Annotated in this window: 20 protein-coding genes; 18 read left to right on the plus strand and 2 right to left on the minus strand. The window is 58.1% G+C overall.

From position 1 onward, the window contains the following. Window positions 1-256 precede the first annotated feature (256 nt). The 3 genes from HMPREF1207_RS20095 to HMPREF1207_RS20105 all read left to right on the plus strand — a co-directional run bounded on the left by HMPREF1207_RS20095 (window position 257) and on the right by HMPREF1207_RS20105 (window position 3,149). The gene (locus HMPREF1207_RS20095) at window positions 257-1,273 is read left to right on the plus strand and encodes an aliphatic sulfonate ABC transporter substrate-binding protein (protein ID WP_009675299.1); all 1,017 of its coding nucleotides are present in this window, start codon (window positions 257-259) and stop codon (window positions 1,271-1,273) included. 130 nt (window positions 1,274-1,403) lie between these two features. Next, window positions 1,404-2,159 (plus strand): ABC transporter permease, encoded by a 756-nt coding sequence (locus tag HMPREF1207_RS20100; protein ID WP_231392163.1) that lies wholly within the window; start codon window positions 1,404-1,406, stop codon window positions 2,157-2,159. A gap of 78 nt (window positions 2,160-2,237) precedes the next feature. Continuing rightward, window positions 2,238-3,149, plus strand: a complete 912-nt coding sequence (locus tag HMPREF1207_RS20105) for a TauD/TfdA dioxygenase family protein (RefSeq protein WP_009675298.1) — start codon at window positions 2,238-2,240, stop codon at window positions 3,147-3,149. 524 nt (window positions 3,150-3,673) lie between these two features. Here the strand turns inward: HMPREF1207_RS20105 and HMPREF1207_RS20110 are convergent. Continuing rightward, window positions 3,674-4,348 (minus strand): SIMPL domain-containing protein, encoded by a 675-nt coding sequence (locus HMPREF1207_RS20110; protein WP_009675308.1) that lies wholly within the window; start codon window positions 4,346-4,348, stop codon window positions 3,674-3,676. 206 nt (window positions 4,349-4,554) lie between these two features. Here HMPREF1207_RS20110 and HMPREF1207_RS20115 point away from each other — a divergent pair, with 206 nt between their 5' ends. From HMPREF1207_RS20115 to cysK, 15 genes are all read left to right on the plus strand, one after another. Continuing rightward, complete coding sequence (locus HMPREF1207_RS20115) at window positions 4,555-5,115, plus strand: AAA family ATPase (protein WP_009675300.1); 561 nt, start codon at window positions 4,555-4,557, stop codon at window positions 5,113-5,115. A gap of 65 nt (window positions 5,116-5,180) precedes the next feature. Next, window positions 5,181-5,972: a phosphotransferase gene (locus tag HMPREF1207_RS20120; protein ID WP_009675282.1), complete on the plus strand. Its 792-nt coding sequence runs from the start codon at window positions 5,181-5,183 to the stop codon at window positions 5,970-5,972. 42 nt (window positions 5,973-6,014) lie between these two features. After that, on the plus strand, window positions 6,015-6,527 hold the full coding sequence (locus HMPREF1207_RS20125) for a GNAT family N-acetyltransferase (RefSeq protein ID WP_009675281.1): 513 nt from the start codon (window positions 6,015-6,017) through the stop codon (window positions 6,525-6,527). 329 nt (window positions 6,528-6,856) lie between these two features. Next, window positions 6,857-7,396: a GNAT family N-acetyltransferase gene (locus tag HMPREF1207_RS20130; RefSeq protein ID WP_009675304.1), complete on the plus strand. Its 540-nt coding sequence runs from the start codon at window positions 6,857-6,859 to the stop codon at window positions 7,394-7,396. Window positions 7,397-7,602: 206 nt separating this feature from the next. After that, a complete protein-coding gene (locus tag HMPREF1207_RS20135) occupies window positions 7,603-8,472 on the plus strand; it encodes a transporter substrate-binding domain-containing protein (RefSeq protein WP_009675291.1) in 870 nt (289 codons plus the stop codon). Between the two features lie 33 nt (window positions 8,473-8,505). Next, window positions 8,506-9,288, plus strand: coding sequence for an amino acid ABC transporter permease (locus tag HMPREF1207_RS20140; protein ID WP_009675314.1), 783 nt, complete (start codon window positions 8,506-8,508; stop codon window positions 9,286-9,288). Next, window positions 9,278-9,988: an amino acid ABC transporter permease gene (locus tag HMPREF1207_RS20145; protein WP_009675286.1), complete on the plus strand. Its 711-nt coding sequence runs from the start codon at window positions 9,278-9,280 to the stop codon at window positions 9,986-9,988. The genes HMPREF1207_RS20140 and HMPREF1207_RS20145 overlap by 11 nt, the downstream gene beginning before the upstream one ends. Further along, window positions 9,985-10,737, plus strand: coding sequence for an amino acid ABC transporter ATP-binding protein (locus HMPREF1207_RS20150; protein ID WP_009675317.1), 753 nt, complete (start codon window positions 9,985-9,987; stop codon window positions 10,735-10,737). Before HMPREF1207_RS20145 ends, HMPREF1207_RS20150 begins: the two co-directional genes overlap by 4 nt. Window positions 10,738-10,879: 142 nt before the next feature. Then, window positions 10,880-11,947: an LLM class flavin-dependent oxidoreductase gene (locus HMPREF1207_RS20155; protein WP_009675289.1), complete on the plus strand. Its 1,068-nt coding sequence runs from the start codon at window positions 10,880-10,882 to the stop codon at window positions 11,945-11,947. 86 nt (window positions 11,948-12,033) lie between these two features. Beyond that, entirely contained in the window at window positions 12,034-13,227 is a 1,194-nt protein-coding gene (locus HMPREF1207_RS20160) for an amidohydrolase (protein WP_009675315.1), read from the plus strand. Beyond that, window positions 13,224-14,384 (plus strand): N-methyl-L-tryptophan oxidase, encoded by a 1,161-nt coding sequence (solA, locus tag HMPREF1207_RS20165; protein ID WP_009675284.1) that lies wholly within the window; start codon window positions 13,224-13,226, stop codon window positions 14,382-14,384. The genes HMPREF1207_RS20160 and solA overlap by 4 nt, the downstream gene beginning before the upstream one ends. Before the next feature lie 12 nt (window positions 14,385-14,396). Next, window positions 14,397-14,879, plus strand: coding sequence for a DinB family protein (locus HMPREF1207_RS20170; RefSeq protein WP_009675297.1), 483 nt, complete (start codon window positions 14,397-14,399; stop codon window positions 14,877-14,879). Between the two features lie 25 nt (window positions 14,880-14,904). Beyond that, a complete protein-coding gene (locus tag HMPREF1207_RS20175) occupies window positions 14,905-16,230 on the plus strand; it encodes an LLM class flavin-dependent oxidoreductase (protein WP_009675318.1) in 1,326 nt (441 codons plus the stop codon). Window positions 16,231-16,419: 189 nt separating this feature from the next. Further along, window positions 16,420-16,983, plus strand: coding sequence for an OsmC family protein (locus tag HMPREF1207_RS20180; RefSeq protein WP_009675294.1), 564 nt, complete (start codon window positions 16,420-16,422; stop codon window positions 16,981-16,983). A 35-nt stretch (window positions 16,984-17,018) separates the two neighbouring features. Beyond that, window positions 17,019-17,984 carry a cysteine synthase A gene (gene cysK / locus HMPREF1207_RS20185; RefSeq protein WP_009675296.1) on the plus strand — a complete coding sequence of 322 codons (966 nt, stop codon included), beginning with the start codon at window positions 17,019-17,021 and terminating at the stop codon, window positions 17,982-17,984. A gap of 410 nt (window positions 17,985-18,394) precedes the next feature. Here the strand turns inward: cysK and HMPREF1207_RS20190 are convergent, their stop codons facing one another. Then, window positions 18,395-19,741 carry an LLM class flavin-dependent oxidoreductase gene (locus tag HMPREF1207_RS20190; RefSeq protein ID WP_009675301.1) on the minus strand — a complete coding sequence of 449 codons (1,347 nt, stop codon included), beginning with the start codon at window positions 19,739-19,741 and terminating at the stop codon, window positions 18,395-18,397. Between the last annotated feature and the right edge of the window lie 128 nt (window positions 19,742-19,869).

Genomic DNA, 19,869 nt, shown 5'->3' on the forward strand with positions numbered 1-19,869 from the left:
AGTATTGCTAAAAAAGTATTGACTTCCCAAAAAGGGGCTGATAAAATCATTCCAACAAGCGCTGACTGACTAGTCAGTTAGTCGACTCTTAAAACCAACTATTTTTATGTGAATATGAGGTTTAAATGTTTTTAGGAGTCAATCGATAACTCTGGTATCCTACCGGTCCACTGGTGGCACCTTGCACGGCCCGCTTAACGCGCGCTGTCGGGTGTCTTTTTTGTACCCAAAATTTTTGTGCAAAGGGGCACGGCGGATGAACAAACTACAAGCATCGTTAGCGGCCGCGGCACTCGCCATAGGCTTGGCCGGACTTACGGGATGCGGCGCCGGACAGGCCGCGACAAACGCCTCCGGGACGGACGCGCCTAAGGGCAAATATACCGTCAACCTCGCTAACAACGGGGGCGGAGGGCTGCTTCTCCTGGCCAAGGAGAAAGGCTGGTTCGAGGAGGAGTTCGCCAAAATCGGCGGGGACGTCAAATGGTCCGAGTTTCCGAGCGGACCGGCTCTTCTGGAGGCACTGGCCGCGGGACGCGTCGATTTCTCCTGGCTCGGGGACGGGGCGGCGATATCCGCTCAGGCGAACAACCTGCCGGTCACGACGCTGTCTCTGCTCTCCGAGGGCTTGAAAGGGCTCAACATCGTGATCGTTCCGGCCAAAAGCACCGCCCAGAGCCTTGCGGATTTGAAAGGGAAAAAGATCGCCATTGCCAAGGGGACTACGCTTCATGTTTTTTTCATCAAAGCGGTTAAGCAGGCGGGGCTGAAAGAATCCGACTTCCAACTCATTCAGCTTCAGGCGGAAGAATCTGTCGCCGCTTTCGAATCGGGGGCGGTGGATGCCTGGGTCGGACTGGACCCGTATACGAGCATCCAAATCGCCAAAAACGGCGCGCGCGTCCTGACGAGCGGGGAAGCTCTGAACATCAAAGCGCCGGTGCTTACGATCGGCCGGACCGATTTTATCAAGGATCACCCGGGGGCGGCGGAAGCTTTCCTGAAAGGATTCGAGAAAGCGATCGAGTTTCAGAAGGGGCACCGGGATGAGGTCGTCGAGTTCATAGCGAAGGCGAAGAAGGCGGACCGGGCGACGATCGAGCTGGTGGTACAAAATACCGAATATTCGAACGTTCCGATTTCGAAAGAGATCTTCAGTATCCAGCAGGCTTCGGCGGACATCCTCCTGGAAGCGGGCTTTATCAAGAAGAAAATCGACGTGACGCGAAATACGGACAGCAAAGCGATTGAAGCCGTGAAACCGGCTAAATAAGGAGAAGGAGGCGAAGACCGTGTCAGCTTTGGGACAATTAAATCCGTCTTCTCCGGCCGCCAAGGATCTGGAAGAGAGGGAAGGGAGACAAGCCGCAGCCGGCAGGGCATCCGCCAGACGCGGAGGCAAACTGAAAATCGTCCTGCTCGGGCTCGTGCTGCCGCTGGCGGCGCTTGTCGTCTGGCAGACGGTAAGCGGGCTGAAACTGGTCTCCGCGACGCTATTTCCTTCACCGCTCAGCATTGCGGAGGAATTCGCGGCCATGGTTCAATCCGGCGAGCTTTTCCATCATCTGAGGGTGAGCGTGCAGCGGGCGGCCTACGGCTTTTTGCTTGGCGGCTCGCTCGGTCTCCTGATCGGTCTGCTGGTCGGTTTGAGGAAAAGAGCCGAGTACATGCTCGACCCTACTTTACAGATGCTCCGCACTGTTCCGCATCTTGCGATCACGCCGCTTTTTATACTCTGGTTCGGGTTCGACGAGTTGTCCAAAATTTTGCTGATCGCGCTGGGAGCTTTCTTCCCGCTGTATGTGAATACATTCCTCGGTGTCCGGAACGTGGACTCCAAGCTGTTTGACGTAGCCAAAGTGCTGGAGTTCAGCCGTTTCCGGCAAATTACGAAGCTGGTGCTCCCCTCGGCGCTGCCGAATGTTCTGCTCGGACTCAGGCTGTCGCTGGGCGTCGCCTGGCTGGGGCTCGTCGTTGCGGAGCTGATGGGATCGAGCGAAGGCATCGGGTATATGATCCAGGATGCCAGGCAGTTTTCCAGAACGACCGCCGTGTTTGTGGGCATCCTTATTTTCGCTGTTGTCGGCAAGCTTGTGGATTCCGTCGTGCGGCTGCTGGAAGAGCGGCTGCTGAAATGGCGCGACAATTACAAGGGATAGTCCCGGGTAAGGCAGCCGAGCTGCCGGTCCGGGCTTGCCGCTGACGATAAATCAACCATTTTAAAGGAGGAAAAGAACATGAGTGAACAAGTGAAGGTAACCCCGGTTTCAGGAAGAATTGGTGCTATTATTGAAGGGATTTCATTGTCCGGCAGTCTCGATGCAAGCACGGTAGGTTTTATCCGCGAAAAGTTGCTCCGGCATAAGGTTATTTTCTTCCGGGGTCAGAATCACCTGGACAATGCCGGACAGGAAGAGTTTACAAAGCTGCTCGGCAGTCCGATCGCCCACCCGACGATCAAGCCCAAAGACGGCACGGATTACGTTCTGGAGCTGGATTCGACTCACGGTGGACGCGCCAACGTGTGGCACACGGATGTGACGTTTGTCGATGCATATCCGGCTGCTTCTATCCTCCGGGGAATTGTGATTCCCGAATCGGGCGGGGATACGGTGTGGGCGAATACGGCAGCCGCTTATGAACTCCTTCCTGCGGAGCTGCGCGAGCTGGCCGACAAGCTGCGGGTGCTGCACACCAATGATTTCGATTATGCGGCCACAGCCAGAACGGTTAACGCCCTGGGCAGCGAAGCGGCACGGAAATACCGGGAGAGCTTCGCTTCCACGGTCTACGAAACGGAGCATCCGCTCGTCCGCGTTCACCCGGAAACGGGAGAGAAGACACTGGTTTTGGGCGGCTTCGCCAAAAAAATCGAAGGCTTCTCCATCGCCGATTCCCAGAAGCTTATCGCCTTGTTCCAGGAACATATCACAAGCCTGGAAAATACCGTGCGCTGGCGCTGGGCCGAAGGCGACGTGGCGGTCTGGGATAACCGCGCCACGCAGCATTACGCCGTGAACGATTACGGCGACCAGCATCGGGTCGTCCGCCGGGTCACGATTGCCGGCGAAGTCCCGGTCGGTGTGGACGGCCGCAAGAGCGTGACGCGCATCGTCTCGGAGCCTGCGGCTGCGGCGAGCGCGTCGTAAGCGGGCTGCGGCTGACAAGCCTCAGCCCTGCGCAGGGCTGGCCCGGGCGAGAGCCGGAACGCCGACTGGAGCGTAGGCGGAGCCGAGCCGGGGCCGGACGGGAGCGTAGCCGGAGCCGGAGCAAAGTCAAGCGAAAGCCGCAAGGGAGCGGAGCAAAGTCAAGCGAGGCCGCAAGGGAGCGTAATCAGAGCGTAGCCGGGGCCGAGCCAGAGCCAAGCCAGAGCGGAGCGGACACAGCGCGGGTCTTGGCGTGCGTCTGACTTGGCCCGCGATTTCTGAGCGGGCCCGGCCGTGGCGGCGGCAGGCAAACGCCGTTCCGCGGAGCCGCCGGGACCGCCCGCGAATCCCGGGTGCGTTTCGGCATGGCACGGGGCGAATATCTACCGTGATCCTGCTCCAGCGAAAGAGAGCGTATCCCGGCTGACGGATACGCTCTCTTCGTTGTGCTGTCTGGCCCTAGCCCCAAAAAGAGCGTGTCCCCAACTGACGGGATACGCTCTTTTTTTGGTGTGCCCGGCCCCGCGCTAGCTGAAGGTGTACCGCTCGCTAACCGCCGCATAAACCTGCAGCTCTCCCGGCTGGATCGGGGTTGCCGGACTGGCGGCCAGCACCGAGGCCTTGAACGGCACGGGCTCGTTCTGGCGGCTGATCTCCCGGACGGACTCCGGAACCGCCGCCAGGGTGACCCCGAGGGAAGCCGCTATTGTCTGCGCCTTCTCCCGGGCGTTCCGGACGGCGAGGGCCAGCGCTTCCTTGCTGTATTTCTGCGGCTGGGACGTCCGGAAGGAGATCCCGGAGACGGAGTTGGCGCCTTTGGAAACGGCGGTATCGACAATCGTCCCGGTTTCTCCGACCCGTTCCGTCGTAATTTTCAGCAGATGAGTGACCCGGTAGCCGCGAAAAATTTGTTTGCCGTCCTGGAAGTCGTACTGGGGATCGATCCGGAATTCGTCCGTCTGGATGTTGTCCCGGGAAATTCCGAGCTGCAGCAGGGAGTCGATCACGGCCGAGATGATCCGGGCGTTCTCGGCCTGCAAGGGTGAGAGGGATTCTCCCTCCGTGACGGCTCCCAGCACGATCACGGCTTGGTCGGGAATGACGGAGACGATTCCGTCGCCCGTAACTTCAATGGCGGCCGGTTTGCCTGCCCGGTATCCGGGTGATGGAGGAAGCGGCGGCGGGGGTGCAAAACCGTACATGGCCGGTCTCCTTTCTGGATGCAAGAGTTGTTATATCTTAGTGTATGGAATCCTTACCTTCCGCATGCCGGCAGCGGATATGGATACGTTGGTACACGGACGTGCGTCGGCCGGTTTAATTATAACGAAACTCTCCTTACGGTGCCTTGCCGGCGATTGGCTACAATGGAAACATGAGAAATCGTCCGCAAGAGGAGGAGATTGGTATGATTCGGGATATTCATGCGATGTTTTTGGTGACCGGCATTATGGCAAGCGGCAAATCGACGGTCGCGCAGCTGTTGGCGGAGCGATTCGAGAAATCGGTTCATCTCCGGGGAGATCATTTCCGCAAAATGATCGTCAACGACCGCAAGGAAGTCCATCCGGATGCGGAAGCGGATCAGATGGAGCAGCTTCTGCTGCGGTACAGGCTGACGACTCAAGCCGCCGACACCTACTATTCCGCCGGATTCACCGTCGTGATGCAGGATGTCGTGGTAGGCCGCGTGCTGAACGACTTCCTTGCGCTGCTGGAGGACCGGCCCCTGTACGTGATCGTATTGTGTCCCGGCGAAGAGGAAGTCGCGCGCAGAGAAGCGGCCCGGTCCAAGACGGGATACGGCGTATGGACCGTATCCGCACTGAACGGCGTGCTGCACGCGGAAACCCCGCGGGTTGGTTTGTGGCTGGACTCGACCGATTTGACGCCGGAGGAAACCGTGGACGCGATTCTGGAGCGCGTATGGGAGGAAGGAACTGTCCGGGCCTCGGATGTCCGGGATTAGGAAAGAGCCCGAATCTGCCGAGTGTACTTCTTTTCGGATGCGTACAAAAAAAAGGAGGTGCTTAGATGTCTAATCATTCAAATGAGGAATTGTTAGCCGGTGGCAACGTTTCAAAGGTATATAGGTCGGGTCATACAGTCAGACGGGAATTAAAGCCGAACAGCCCCAAAATTCATGCCCTGTTAAACCATCTTGACCACAAAGGATACGGGTATGCCCCTAAATACCTGGGTATCGATGAAAAAGGAAGAGAAATTTTATCCTTTATCGAAGGAGAAGCCGGCAATTATCCTCTGAAGAACTATATGCGGTCAGATGATGTCTTACAGGAAATTGCGAAAATGCTCCGTCTCTATCATGATGCGGTAAGCGACTTTTCATTTGATGACGGCTGGCAGCCGTTAGATGGTACTCCACAACCTTTGGAAGTAATATGCCACAACGATTTTGCCGTATACAACATGATTTTTCAGCAGGAAAGACCGATAGGGATTATTGATTTTGATGCGGCCGGACCCGGTCCGCGGCTTTGGGACATAGCTTATACTCTGTACACTTGTGTGCCGTTAAGCCGATTGTATCTTACGGAAACAGGCGAAATCGTTTATTATGATTCCGTTCAAGACGCTTCCCGCATTAAAAACAGAGTGAACTTGTTTTTTGATTCTTACGGGGAAGGATTTGCGGAAAATTATATAGACATGGTACTGCTGCGATTGGAAGGATTATGTAAAACGATAACAAGAAGAGCGAGTGAAGGCGACCTTGCTTTTCAAAAGATGCTAGATGCCGGTCATCTTGAACATTATCGAAATGACATTACATTCATCTCTGAGCATAAGAATGACTGGACTTAAATCTTCCTTCCGTTAAAGGGGGCTTTAAAGGAGGTTTAGCCGGTGAGTACGTGTCCGGACGCGGGGGCAGAACTGGAAATCGGAAGAGCGGGTCCGGCCGACACGGCTCTTTTGCAGGAGCTGTATGTGGAAGCGGCCCGCTGGAGAGTTTCGCGGGGCATTCTGCTCTGGGACGAGAAGACGTTCACCCGGGAGTATATCGCGGGCCTGATGGCCGATTATGAAATGTTTATCGCTTATTCGGGCGGCGAGGCCGTGGGCTGCTTCATGCTCCAGTGGAGCGATAAGCCTCTTTGGGGAGAGAGGGACCGCGGCGATGCGGGCTATCTTCACCGGCTCGTTGTGACGCGCAAGCGCAGCGGACTCCGGCTGGGAACCCGGCTGCTCGAATGGGCGGAAGGTTATATCAGGCGGGCGGGCAAAACGTATTTCCGGCTGGACTGCATGTCGGAGAACTCCGGGCTCAACGCGTATTACCGGAACGCCGGCTTCGTTTATTTGGAAACCGTGCGGGGAGACGGATGGCGCGCTAACCTGTATGAGAAAAAGCTGTAAGACGGCTGCGGCATGCAGCCTTTTTTTGTGCAGCCCGTTTATCGTGAGCAGGGTCCGCGAAGTGAAGATCGAACAGCCGGAACCACATGCAGCCGGGTATGCGTGTTCCGGGACTTCATAATATCTTAACCGTTCAGCTTCCCCAAAAAAACAACAAAAAATGGTTGATAACGTCCCGCTTTAGTGGTACAGTATTAAAAACTTAGTATTCCGCTTTGAATTGTCGAGTATCGACCGGACAGCCGGAGAAGTCGCTTCTAGTGACCTCTCTGGCTTTTTGCGTTGTTACGCGGAGTTCCACACCTAGGAGAAAAAGGAGTGTCAGGTCTATGGGAAGCTCACCCTCCATCGTCATCCGTGAAGCGGCAGAGGCGGATCGCGAAGCGGTCCGCGCGGTGATGCTTGAAGCTTATCTGCAGTATGCCGACGTCATGTCCGCGCAAAGATGGCAGCAGTACCTCGAAGATATCGGCGGCGCCGCCGACAAAGGCAATCCCGTCGCACGGCTGGTCGCCGAGGCGGAAGGGAAAATCGTCGGAACCGTCCAGCTGTTCGTTTCCTCGGAGGCGGCTTACGGCAGGCCGGAGCTGGAAATCTATACGCCGATTATCCGCTATTTGTCCGTATCGCCGGAAGCGCGGGGCAGGGGCGTCGCGACGGAGCTTATTAAAGAAAGCGCGAAACGCTCCCTGGAGCTCGGGGCTTCCACGCTTCATCTTCATACGTCCGATATGATGGCTTCCGCCGTGAGCCTGTATGAGCGGCTGGGATTCCAGCGCGCGTTTGACAAGGAGTTCCATAACGGCGAGGTGCTTGTCAAAAGCTACCGGCTGGAGCTGCGCGAATCCGCCTTTTTTACGGCCTCATAGAAGAATCCGGTACATAAGAGCCGTTAGGCAAGGCGGTCGGCAAAGAGAAAGCATGTGCAGGGAATTTGAACAGACATGCTTACAAATCACAACGATGCAGGCAGACCTTCAGCCGCAAGAGACATACACCGCACGGGTTCGGACTTAATCAGGGCTGGACGATCACTATACATAACTATCCATAATGAAGCGGGGGAGCGAGTCTAATGAAGAAACAGGTTAGCAAATGGTTGGCGGGTGCAGGAATTTTATTACTGGCGGCAGCGTCTGCGGGCTGCGGCAAAGCCGTTGAAACGGGCGGAGGGACGACCTCGGCGGCCACGGACAAACCGGGAGAAAGCCCGGCGGGCAAGGTCCAGAAGGTCATAGTCGGCACGGGGACCAAGTTCCCGCAGGTGTGCTTTATCGACCAGAACGGCAAGCTGACGGGGTTTGACGTGGAGCTGATCAAAGAGCTCGACAAGCGGATACCGGAATACGAGTTCGAATTCAAAACGATGGAGTTCCAGAGTCTGCTGCTCAGCCTGGAAACGAACAAGATCGACTTGATCGCCCATCAAATGGAAAAAAATCCGGAGCGCGAGCAGAAATATTTGTTCAATAAAGAGCCGTACAGCATTTTCCTGAACAAAGTCGCCGTCGAGATCAACAACGACACCATCAAAACCATCGACGATCTGAAAGGTAAGAAAGTCCGCACCGGAGCGACAAGCAACGAAGCGTACATCCTCCAGGAGTACAACAAGAAGAACAACAACGCCATCGAGATCGTGTACGACAACGCCACGGCCAACGATCTGGTCGATAAAATCCGCAAAGGGCGCATCGACGCCACGGTGACGTCGGATTTCGCCCTCCGCAACTATACGGACAAAGACGGCAAAGTCGCGCTGAAAACGGTCGGCGAACCTTTGACAGAATCGGATGTGCTGTATGTATTCCGCAAAACGGACGGAAAGCTGGCCGACCGGATCGACCAGGCGATCAAGGAAGTGAAGGCGGACGGAACGCTGTCCAAGCTGAGCATTCAGTGGCTCGGCCAGGATTTCTCGCACGTGGGCAAGCAGAAGAAATAAGAACCCGAAGGTTCGTACGAGAGAGGTGGTATCATGGGCAGAAGATTCGAGGCGGACTATATCTTCTTCTTTATTCCGAAGCTGCTTTCCTATCTGCACATCACGCTGCTGATCGTGGGAAGCTCCATCGCGCTGGGGCTGATCATCGGGTTTCTTATCGCTTTGCCCCGGCTGTATAACGTGCCCGTCCTGAGGCGGATCAGTCAAGTCTACGTGTCCTTCTTCCGGGGGACGCCGATTCTCATCCAACTGTTCCTGATCTATTACGGACTGCCGGAATTGCTGAAAATCGTCCAGGTGGACGTGTCCAAAACGCCGGTGCTCCTGTTCGTCATTCTCACCTATTCGCTGCACACCGGCGCCTATGTCTCCGAGATGATCCGGTCGGCGGTGGCGGCCGTTGACCGGGGGCAGGTGGAGGCGGCCTATGCGGTAGGCATGAACGGGTACGAGGCATTCACCCGGATCGTTATGCCGCAGGCGCTCGGGATTGCGCTGCCCGTTTTCGGCAACCTGGTCATCGGCAACCTAAAAGATTCCTCGCTCGCCTTTACGCTCGGCGTCATGGAAATGACGGGCAAATCCGAGACGCTGGGCACGGCGACGCAGCATTTTATCGAAATTTATATCGCCCTGTCGCTGATTTATTTCGTCGTCAGCTTTATTTTGCAGAAAGGCTTCGACGCCGCCGAGAAAAGGCTGCTGCGCCACAGCAGGCCGCTTGCGGACACGGCCGGTAAAACGGCGGCGCGCCTGAACATCTTCAGACGGCTTCAGCCGGAAATCAAAAAGGAGGCGCCGGGCTATGAACCTTGATCCTGCCTTCATCGGCACGGCCTTTCTGAGCCTGCTGTCGGCTCTGCCGGTGACCCTGTATATCACGGCTGTCTCCGTTCTGGGAGGGCTGCTGATCGGTACGGGCATCGCGCTGGCGCGCATTTACCGGGTGCCGGTTCTGCATCCGGCGGCGGTTGCGTACGTGACCTTTATCCGGGGAACGCCGATGCTGATGCACTTGTTCCTCGTGTATTTCGGACTTCCGGCCGTTCTGGATACGCTCGCGGACCGTTACGGATGGTCCTTCAATTCGGGCTCCATCCCGCTCGTCGCTTTCGTGATCATCGCTTTCTCCATCACGGCGGGGGCTTATATGTCCGAAGTGGTCCGGGCGGGCATCGGGGCGGTGGACCGGGGGCAGATCGAGGCGGCTTACGCTGTCGGACTGACGACTGCCCAGGCGCTGCGGCGCATCGTGTTTCCCCAGGCATTTGCGGTCAGCTTGCCCAATTTGACGAACTCCGTCATTTCCATGCTGCATGCGACTACGCTCGCTTTTACCATCTCGGTGGTGGAAATTAACGCCCAGGCCAACATCGTGGCGTCTACGAACTGGAAGTTTTTCGAAGCCTATATAGCGGCCGCTCTCCTGTTCTGGGGAATTACGGTCCTGGTGGAAAAGGCATCGTCCGCTCTGGAGAAGCGGTTTACTCTTTACAATCGGGGTGGAGTGGCATGATTAAACTGACCGGGATTTCAAAATCGTTCGGGAAGCAGGAAGTGCTGAAAGGCATTGACCTGACCGTGCATAAAGGAGAAGTCGTCGTTATCCTGGGGCCGAGCGGATCGGGCAAAACGACGCTGCTGCGGTGCATTAATTTTCTGGAAAAGCCGAACGCCGGCGAGGTGACGATCGGGGATTTTACCGTCGACTGCAAGCGCTCGGGCCGCAAAGATATTCATACGCTGCGTAAGAAAACCGCCATGGTGTTCCAGCAGTACAATTTGTTCAAACACAAGACCGTTCTGGAAAATGTGATGGAAGGACTGGTCGTCGCGCAGAAGTTTCCGAAAGACGAGGCGCGTGCGCGAAGCGCGGAAGTGCTTCTGAAAGTCGGATTATCCGGGAAACTGGACGCCTATCCGAGCCAATTGTCCGGCGGTCAGCAGCAGCGCGTCGGAATCGCGCGGGCACTGGCGCTGAATCCGGAGGTCATTCTATTCGACGAACCGACCTCGGCCCTGGACCCCGAGCTGGTCGGCGAAGTGCTCGCGGTCATCCGCAAAATCGCCAAAGAGGGCATTACGATGATTGTCGTGACGCATGAAATGGGATTCGCCAGAGAGGTGTCCAATCATGTGGTCTTTATGGACGGCGGCGTAATCGTCGAGGAGGGTCCGCCCGGAGAGCTGTTCAACGCGCCCAAGGAAGAGCGGACCCGGCAGTTTCTGAAGCGGATCACGCCTGAACTGAGCTATTCCATTTAAAACGTGGAGCCGGAAAAAGACGGTACGGCAAAGACGCAACTGCAAAACGAAAATGCAAAGACGCAACAGCAAAAACGCAACAGGAAAGACGGTTCTGTCTGTACGGCCGGAATTCGTTTTTTTACAAGGAGGAAACCAAGTTATGGCCATTAAACTGAGTATTCTGGACCAGACCCCTATCTACGAAGGCGAAACCGGGACGGAGGCTTTCAAGCGGACCGTCGCTCTGGCCCGGCGGGCGGAGGAGCTCGGCTACCACCGCTTCTGGGTGGCGGAGCATCACGATTCCGCGCACGTCGCCGGATCTTCGCCGGAAGTGCTGATCTCCCATCTGCTGGCCAAAACCGAACGCATCCGGCTCGGATCGGGAGGCGTCATGCTTCAGCATTACAGCCCGTACAAAGTTGCGGAAAACTTTAACGTGCTGTCCGCGCTCGGACCGGGAAGGATCGATCTGGGGATCGGCCGCGCTCCCGGCGGCCTGCCGAGATCGACGCAGGCGCTGCAGAAAAACGTCGTAGACGCCGATTCCCTGACGGACAAAATCGTCGAGCTGCGCAAATTTCTTCACAACCGGCTGGAAGAAGATCATCCGCTGGCCGGTCTCCGTGCGAATCCGGTACCGGAGCGGCCCGCGGATCTTTACGTTCTCGGAGCGAGCACGGGAAGCGCCCGGATTGCGGCGGAACTGGGTCTGCCTTACGTGTTCTCGCTGTTTATTAACGGGGACCCGCAGACGGCCGTGGAAGCCATCGGGACGTACCGGAGCGAGTTCAATTACGCGGACGGCGCCGAACCGGCGGCGATACTCGCTTTGTCCGTCATTGCGGCCGGAAGCGAGGAAGAAGCGGAGGAGCTGGCCGGGGACCATAAGCTGGTCAAGATCCATCTGGAGAGCGGCCGGACGATTACGGTCAGCACCTTGGAACATGCGGAGGAATTCGGTAAGCAGAGCAGCGAGAACTTCACGATCGAGGTGAAGGAGCCTTCGGTGACGAAAGGGACGATCGAAACCGTGAAGAAAGAGCTGCTGGAGCTGCAGCTGGCGACCGGCGTGGACGAATTTATCGTTTTGACCGCGGTCAAAGATTTTGCGAAGCGGGTGCGGTCGTTCGAGCTGCTGATCGAAGCGTTGTCGGGTGCGGACACGGCGGCTGAAACGGAAGCGGATGCGGAAACAGCCGGGCAGCGAGTATCGGTAGAGGCTTGAGCTGCCACGATTGGCGGACGGCAATCCGCCGCATCGCGCTTCTTAAGCAATCTTAAGCAGTCTCAGTCGAGAGGAGGACGAAAGCCATGACTAGCGAAACACTGGCACATCAAGAGCAGCTGGAGGAGCTCGCCACAAGACTCGTTGAGGTCCGGCGCCATCTGCATGAGAATCCGGAGCTGTCTCACGAAGAATTCGAAACGACGGCTTTTATTAAAGCCTGGCTGGAGGAGGCCGGCATCCGCATCGCCCCTTACTCCCTGCGGACCGGGCTCATTGCCGAAGTGGGGGGGCTGCGCCCGGGACCTGTGGTCGCCATCCGGGCGGACATTGACGCGCTGCCGATCCGGGAAGAGACCGGCCTTCCTTACGCGTCCAAGATTCCGGGGAAAATGCACGCCTGCGGCCACGATTTTCACACGGCGGCCGTTCTCGGAGCGGCTTATCTGCTCAAGCAGAGGGAAGAGGAGCTTCCGGGCACAGTCCGCTTCCTGTTCCAGCCGGCCGAGGAGAAAGCGAGCGGCGCTCTCAAAGTGATCGGCAGCGGAGCGCTGGAGAACGTGCGGGCCGTATTCGGGCTGCACAACAAACCCGATCTGCCGGTCGGGACGCTCGGCATTAAAGAAGGCCCGCTGATGGCGGCTGCAGACGGCTTCGTCGCCGAGATAGAGGGCCGGGGCTCGCACGCGGCCCTGCCCGAAGCCGGCAGCGATCCGATCGTGGCATCCGCGCAGATCGTTTCGGCGGTCCAGTCCATCGTCAGCCGCAACATCAGCTCGCTGGACAGCGCCGTCGTCAGCGTGACGAAGCTGCACAGCGGCACCGCCTGGAACGTGATTCCGGAGAAAGCGCTGCTGGAGGGCACGATCCGCACCTTCGACGAAGGCGTACGGAGCCGCGTGCTGGCGCGCTTCCGCGAGGTCGTCGAGGGAGTGGCGGCGGCCAGCGGGACGAAAGCGTCGCTCCGCTGGATCCAGGGTCCGCCTCCCGTGAACAATTCGGCCGAGCTGGCCGCGCTCGCGAGAAGCACGGCCGAGAGCCTGGGCTACATAGCGGTGACGCCGCTTCCGTCTCCGGCAGGCGAAGACTTCGCCTTCTATCAGCGGGAAGTTCCCGGGCTTTTCGTCTTCGTCGGGACGGACGGACCGCACGAGTGGCATCATCCGGCGTTCGACCTGGATGAAGCGGCCCTTCCGGTGAGCGCGCAATTTTTCTCGGAGCTGGCTCAGCGTGCGCTCCTGGAACTCTCCGGGCAGCCCGCAGGCGGAGCAAACGGATGAACGGCGGGATGACGTATGACGTCATCGTGGTCGGAGCGGGCTCGATGGGCATGAGCGCAGGCTATCACCTGGCGAAGCAGGGGGTGCGGACGCTGCTCATCGACGCCTTCAACCCGCCGCACGGGGAAGGCAGCCATCACGGAGAGCCCCGGCTTATCCGCCATGCTTACAGTGGAGGGCCCGCCTACATCACGGTGGCGCTGCGCGCCCAGGAGCTCTGGGAGGAGCTCCAGGCGGAGACCGGCGCGGAGCTGATGGTCCCGTCCGGGGTGATCAACATTGCGGGTGCGGACGCGTTCCGCACCCGGGCCGAAGACGCCCGGAAGCTCGGCGTCCGTGTCGAGCTCCTGGACGCGGACGAGATCGGCCGCCGGTGGCCGGGTTTCGAGCTGCCGGAGCATTTCGCCGGGATGTATGAGCCGGACGCCGGCTATCTCTTCAGCGAGAAGTGCGTCGCCGCCTACCGGAGGCTGGCCGAAGAGGCGGGAGCCCGGCTGCTGACGGATACGCCGGTGCGCCAGCTGAACGTGCGGGAAGGCGTGGTCGCCGTCCATACGGACCAGGGCGTGTACTATGCGCAGCAGGCCATCCTCGCCACCGGCGCCTGGTTTCGGACGCTGGAGCCGTTCGTGAAGCTACCCGTCCGGGCGGTCCGCAAAACGGTAGGCTGGTTTCAGCCGAAACAGCCTCTGTTCGGTGCGGGCCGCTTCCCGGGATTCACCATCGGCGGCGGCGAGGGAGGCTACTACGGCTTTCCGGACATCGGCGGCGCGGGGGTCAAAATCGGCAGACACGACACCGGCGTGGAATGGACGGCGGGTGAGGCTCTGGAGCCTTTCGGCCGTTACGAAGAGGACGAAGGGGATCTGCGCCGGGCGCTGGAAGCTTATATGCCCCAGGCGGCTGGCCGGCTGAACCGGGGCGCCGTCTGCAAATACGAGCTTTCCCCCGACGAACAGTTTATGATCGACCGTCACCCGGCCCATCCGTCCGTTCTTCTGGCGGGAGGATTTTCCGGTCACGGGTTCAAATTTGCCAGTGTCGTCGGGGAGATTCTCGCCGATCTGACGCTGTACGGACGGACGCCGTTCGATATCCGTCCGTTTGCTTTGACGCGTTTTACACAAGGGGCCCAGAGTCCCCGGACGACTGCATAAGGAGGAAGAACAATGAGCGGTTCCGGCATTTTAAACGTAGATATCCAACTTTATTTATCGGTTTACGATCAATTGAAACTGGCGGTCGCGGGACTGGACGAAGAGCAGCTCAAGCGGAAAGAAGCTCCGGGAAAATGGAGCATTACGGAGGTGCTTGCGCATCTGGCCGACCACAATATCGTAGTCTCGTTTCGCATCCGGGAAATTTTGGCGGGCTCGGATAAGACCCTGCCGGGATTCGCCCAGGACCCTTGGGTGGAAGGACAGCGGGCGAATGAAAGCGACGTTTCCGAACTATTGGACGCTTATGCGGCACTGCTGCACTACAACGCGGTGTTGTTCCGGCGGCTTACGGAGGAAGACTGGGAGAAAACCGGTGTCAATTTCAAAGGGGAGACCGTCACCCTGGCGTCTGTCGTGAATGCTTTTACGGCGCATGTGCAAACTCATCTGGCGCAAATCGAACGGATCAAATCACGGGTAGCGGCTGTGTAAGAAAAGCGGAAGGGGAGGAACGATTATGAGTAAAAAAAGACAGTTAAAGCTGGGCGCGCTTCTGCATGGGGTCGGCGGTAACCCGGCGATGTGGAGACACCCGGATGCGCAGCCGGACGCGAGCGTGAATATCGAGTTGTACAAAAAGTGGGTACGGAAGGCGGAAGCGGGCAAGTTCGATCTGATCTTCATTGCCGACGGGTTATATATCAACGAGAAGTCGATCCCGCATTTCCTGAACCGTTTTGAACCGATTACGATTCTGAGCGCTCTGGCGGCCGTGAGTACACACATCGGCCTCGTCGGAACCCTGTCGACCTCGTACAGCGAACCGTTTACGGTCGCCCGGCAGTTCGCTTCCCTCGACGCCATCAGCGGCGGTCGCGCAGGGTGGAACGTCGTCACTTCACCGCTCGAAGGGTCCGCGTTAAATTACGGCAAATCGCATCCCGAACACGATCTGCGCTACAAAATCGCGGAAGAATACTTGGATGTGACGAAAGGATTGTGGGATTCCTGGGAAGACGACGCCTTCGTGAGGGATAAGGAATCCGGCGTATTTTTCGATCCGGAGAAGCTGCACACCTTGAATCACCAGGGGGAATTTTTCTCCGTCCGGGGCCCGCTGAACATTGCCCGTTCCAGACAGGGGCAGCCGGTTATTTTTCAGGCGGGAGCCTCTGAAGTGGGCAAAAACTATGCGGCTAAAGTGGCGGACGCCATTTTCGCCGGGCAGGAGAACTTGGAAGACGCCGTCCGTTTCTACAAGGAAGTGAAGGAGAGGGCCGCTTCGCACGGGCGTTCGCCGGACGAAGTGCTTATTTTCCCGGGCATCGGACCGATTATCGGGTCGACCGAGGAGGAAGCGGAACGCAAGTACCAAGAGGTAGCGGATCTGGTGACGATCGAGACGGCGCTCGATTATTTGGGCCGTTTTTTCGAGCATCACGATTTCTCGCAGTATCCTCTGGATGAGCCGTTCCCGGATCTCGGCGATCTTGGCAAGAACAGCTTCCAAAGCGGGACCGACAAAATCAAGCAGGAAGCGAAGGAGAAAAACCTTACGCTTCGTCAGGTAGCTTTGCAGGCCGCAACGCCGAAAGGACGTTTCGTCGGAACGCCCGAAAAGGTCGCGGACCTTATTCAGGAGTATTTCGAAGCGGGCGCCGTGGACGGCTTTATGCTTTCCGCCGCCGTTCCGAACGGCCTGGAGGATTTCGTGGATCATGTGGTGCCGATCCTGCAGGAGCGCGGCATTTTCCGTACGGAGTACGAAAGCGATACGCTCCGGGGCAACCTCGGACTGCCGGTACCGGCCAACCGGTATACGAAACAGCCGGAAACAGTGTGAGCCGGTTTAATAGAGTTTGGCTGCGTTGCTGCGCTGTTGCGTAGATTATGCATGTGGAATTAGTGCCGTGGGCGGGGAGTCCGCTCGTCGGGCGGTCGTAACCTGACCCGTTCTGAAGGGGTTCTTTAGGGCGGACGGGGCTAGTTAAGGAACGGCAGTTCAATCCATGGGAACGGGAGTGTGAGCGTTATGAGCCAGTTAAACGATTATTTGGCCGACAAAAAGAAGTCTTTGGAGGAGCGTGAGGAGGAGCGCAAACGAGTCGCGAATCAGCCGTCGGACGTGCTGAAGGCCAAGGTAAGAGCCAAGGACCGGAGCGGCGTAAGGGAAATCCGTATCCGGAATTTCCAGATTCTTAGCGACAGCCTGCCGGATTTCGCCGGATTCGACCTCGGGCCGAATTCGGCGGAGATTCAGCTGGGCGTTCTCGGAAGCTGCCTGACGCACATCACGTTGATTCAGGCCGCCCTGCGCGGAGTTCCGCTGGAATCGCTGGAAGTGGAGGTCGAAGGCGAGCTGCATAAGTTTGCCGGAAAAGACGGCTACGAGGAGATTCCTTTCTGGCCTCACAACATCCGTTACACCCTGCACATCGAGTCGGCCGCTTCCAAGGAAGAAATCGCCGAGCTTCACCGGGGAGTCGAGGAAGTCTGCCCTATCTTAAATCTGCTGCAAAGACCTCAGGAAATAACGGGTAAGGTCCTGCATTCTTCCGGCAGCGGAGAGGCGGGAGAAGTAACGATCGGAAGCTGACATCGCGATCCGAGAGGCGGGAGGAGGCGGCTCTCATGTCTGCAAGAGACGGAGAAAAGGTTGAAGGTGCCGGACACAGTCCCGCAATGGCGGGCAGCGTACTGGAGCTGATCGGGGATACTCCGGTCGTCCGTATCCGGCGGCTGTCGGGTGAGAACGACGCCGAGCTTTACGTCAAGCTGGAGTCGTTCAACCCCGGCGGAAGCGTGAAAGATCGTGCGGCCCGGCATATGATCGGGCAGGCCGAACGGGACGGAAGGCTGCTCCCCGGTGGAACGATCATCGAAGTGACCAGCGGAAACACGGGCATCGGCATGGCGATGGTGGCGGCCGTCAAGGGATACAGGCTTATCGTAATCATGTCCGATAACATGTCGGCGGAGCGTACGGGAATTCTGCAAGCGTATGGGGCGGAAGTTGTCCTCTACCCGGCGGAAGAAAAGATCGAAGGCGGCCTCCGCAGAGCCAGGGAGCTGGAAAAGCGGATTCCCGGCAGCTTCGTTCCCGTCCAGTTCGAGAATGCCGGCAACGCCGACGTTCACCGGTTTACGACCGCTTCGGAAATATGGGAGCAGATGCAAGGAAGGCTGGACGCATTCGTATGTACCTCGGGCACCGGAGGCACGATAACGGGCACGGGGGAGTCGCTTAAATCCAGACTGCCGGATTTGCGTATTTACGTCGTCGAATCGCGCTGTTCGCCTCTACTCTCCGGCGGCGAGCCGGGGACTCACCGTATCCCGGGAATCAGTCCCAGCTTTATTCCGCCGGTTCTCAACACGCAGCTCTACGACGAGGTGCTGCAGATCGGGGACGAGGACGCGCACGAGACGGCCAGAGAGCTTGCCCGCCGGGAAGGGCTGCTTCTCGGGCCTTCCTCGGGAGCGGCCGTGTGGGCGGGTATGCGGATTGCCCGGAAGCTCGGAAGAGGGAAGAAGGTACTCTGCATCGCTCCCGATACGGGGGAGCGATATTTAAGCACGGGGCTTTACGATGTTTGAAGCCATGCTTCCATTTACCTTAGCAGCTACTGCATCGCCGGAAAGCGGGGGCGTGAACGCAGCGAATGACATTACGCCGGGCGGGGCGCAGAGAAGCACACACGCTCCAATGTGACAGCGAACCGTTTGCGTGCCGAAGCAACGGTCATTCACGCAGCGAAGCGCGTAGCACCAAAGCCGGCATCAAGAGCGTAGCGAAGCAAGCAGCATACGCCCAGCGAGCATCAAGAACGCACAGCAAGCGCGAACGCGTCCAAGCGAGTATACAAGATCGCAGCGAGCCTGCACGTAGAAAAGGAGCCCGTGGAATCCGGGCTCCTTTTCTACGTGCTTTTGCGGCGGCACATACCCGCTGCAAAAGCACGCCACGAAGCAAGGGGCCGCCTTCCGGCACGCTCGCGAGTGCCCGTTTACGGGCGGGATACTTCCTCCCGGGCATAGCGGTTCTCCGGCACGCTCAGACCGAGGTGCTCTCTGAGCGTATCGCCCGCATACTCCGTGCGGAACAGCCCGCGCTGCTGGAGAAGCGGGACGACTTCCTCCACGAAATCGTGAAGTCCGTCCGGCAGCAGCGGGGCCATCAGCATAAAACCGTCGGCTGCGCGTTCCGTAAACCACTCTTCGAGCGTATCCGCGATTTTCTCCGGGGTGCCGACCCAGTCTTCCCGGCTGAAGGAGCCCGTAAGAAGGGAGTAGACTTCACGGAGCGTCGGATTCTCCCGGGCAATGACAGGCTGATGCTTCCGGTAATCGGATTTGTCCAGCTCAAGGCGGTCCAGCCCCGCATCGGCGGCACGGGATTCCAGCGTTAAGCCCGCGAAATCGACACCCGGGAAATAGTCTTGCAGGAAGCTGAAACCCGTTTCCTCGGAAATATACGACTCGAGCTGCCTGTATTTCTCGTCCGCTTCTTCCTGAGTTCGGCCGATTACCGGAAAGATTCCCTGCAAAATGACGACCTCGTCGGGTGAACGGCCGAAAGAGGCGACTCTGCTTTTGAACGTGTCGTAAAACTCCCGGGCTTCCTGTTTGCTGTATTTGATGGAGAAAATCACTTCCGCCCGCTTGGCGGCGAACTGTTGGCCGGATTCCGAGGTCCCCGCCTGCACCAGCACCGGATACCCCTGTGGGGAACGCGCGATATTCAGCGGCCCCTCGACGGAGAAGAATTCGCCCCGGTGGTTAAGGCGGTGCATTTTACCCGGATGGAAGAAAACACCGCTTTCCTTGTCCTGCACGAAGGCGTCGTCCTCCCAGGAATCCCAGAGCCCTGTCACGACCTCGACGAATTCCTCCGCCCTTTTGTAACGGAAGCCGTGCTCCAGATGATCCTGCGCTCCGAAATTCCGGGCCGTGCTGCCGGACAGATCGCGTGTCGTCACGATATTCCAGCCTGCCCGGCCTTTGCTGATCTGATCGACGGACAGCAGGGAACGCGCCAGATTGAACGGCTCGATGTAGGACGTGGAAGCGGTGGCGACGACGCCGATTTTGGATGTGGCGCCCGCAAGCGCGGTAATGAGCGTAAGCGGTTCGAAACGGTTCAGGATATTCGGATGGGAATCCTCATTGATGGCGAGACTGTCGGCGATAAAAGCGATATCGAACTTGCCGCGTTCGGCCGTTTGGGCGAGCGCTTTGTAATAATCGATGGAGATGCTGGCGCTTCGCTGCGCGTTCGGATGTTTCCACGAGGCGACATGCATTCCGGTGCCCACGAGGTAGGCGGATAGCTTGATTTGTCTGTTGGCTGCCAAGGGGGTTCCTCCTTATAACCTAGTTCTTTCATAGGAATAATATGTTAAACATTAACATCAAGCGCCGGAGGCCGTCAATCCTCGTTTTTTATTCTCAAAAGGCGGTTGACAAGAGGGGAAAGCTGATA

It is taken from the genome of Paenibacillus sp. HGH0039 (assembly GCF_000411255.1).
Classification (GTDB): Bacteria; Bacillota; Bacilli; order Paenibacillales; family NBRC-103111; genus Paenibacillus_F.

Coding starts and splice junctions, on each gene's coding strand:
- HMPREF1207_RS20095 (WP_009675299.1), top strand. CDS start 257: ATGAACAAACTACAAGCATCGTTAGCGGCCGCGGCACTCGCCATAGGC.
- HMPREF1207_RS20105 (WP_009675298.1), top strand. CDS start 2,238: ATGAGTGAACAAGTGAAGGTAACCCCGGTTTCAGGAAGAATTGGTGCT.
- HMPREF1207_RS20110 (WP_009675308.1), bottom strand. CDS start 4,348: ATGTACGGTTTTGCACCCCCGCCGCCGCTTCCTCCATCACCCGGATAC.
- HMPREF1207_RS20115 (WP_009675300.1), top strand. CDS start 4,555: ATGATTCGGGATATTCATGCGATGTTTTTGGTGACCGGCATTATGGCA.
- HMPREF1207_RS20120 (WP_009675282.1), top strand. CDS start 5,181: ATGTCTAATCATTCAAATGAGGAATTGTTAGCCGGTGGCAACGTTTCA.
- HMPREF1207_RS20130 (WP_009675304.1), top strand. CDS start 6,857: ATGGGAAGCTCACCCTCCATCGTCATCCGTGAAGCGGCAGAGGCGGAT.
- HMPREF1207_RS20135 (WP_009675291.1), top strand. CDS start 7,603: ATGAAGAAACAGGTTAGCAAATGGTTGGCGGGTGCAGGAATTTTATTA.
- HMPREF1207_RS20140 (WP_009675314.1), top strand. CDS start 8,506: ATGGGCAGAAGATTCGAGGCGGACTATATCTTCTTCTTTATTCCGAAG.
- HMPREF1207_RS20145 (WP_009675286.1), top strand. CDS start 9,278: ATGAACCTTGATCCTGCCTTCATCGGCACGGCCTTTCTGAGCCTGCTG.
- HMPREF1207_RS20150 (WP_009675317.1), top strand. CDS start 9,985: ATGATTAAACTGACCGGGATTTCAAAATCGTTCGGGAAGCAGGAAGTG.
- HMPREF1207_RS20155 (WP_009675289.1), top strand. CDS start 10,880: ATGGCCATTAAACTGAGTATTCTGGACCAGACCCCTATCTACGAAGGC.
- HMPREF1207_RS20160 (WP_009675315.1), top strand. CDS start 12,034: ATGACTAGCGAAACACTGGCACATCAAGAGCAGCTGGAGGAGCTCGCC.
- solA (WP_009675284.1), top strand. CDS start 13,224: ATGAACGGCGGGATGACGTATGACGTCATCGTGGTCGGAGCGGGCTCG.
- HMPREF1207_RS20170 (WP_009675297.1), top strand. CDS start 14,397: ATGAGCGGTTCCGGCATTTTAAACGTAGATATCCAACTTTATTTATCG.
- HMPREF1207_RS20175 (WP_009675318.1), top strand. CDS start 14,905: ATGAGTAAAAAAAGACAGTTAAAGCTGGGCGCGCTTCTGCATGGGGTC.
- HMPREF1207_RS20180 (WP_009675294.1), top strand. CDS start 16,420: ATGAGCCAGTTAAACGATTATTTGGCCGACAAAAAGAAGTCTTTGGAG.
- cysK (WP_009675296.1), top strand. CDS start 17,019: ATGTCTGCAAGAGACGGAGAAAAGGTTGAAGGTGCCGGACACAGTCCC.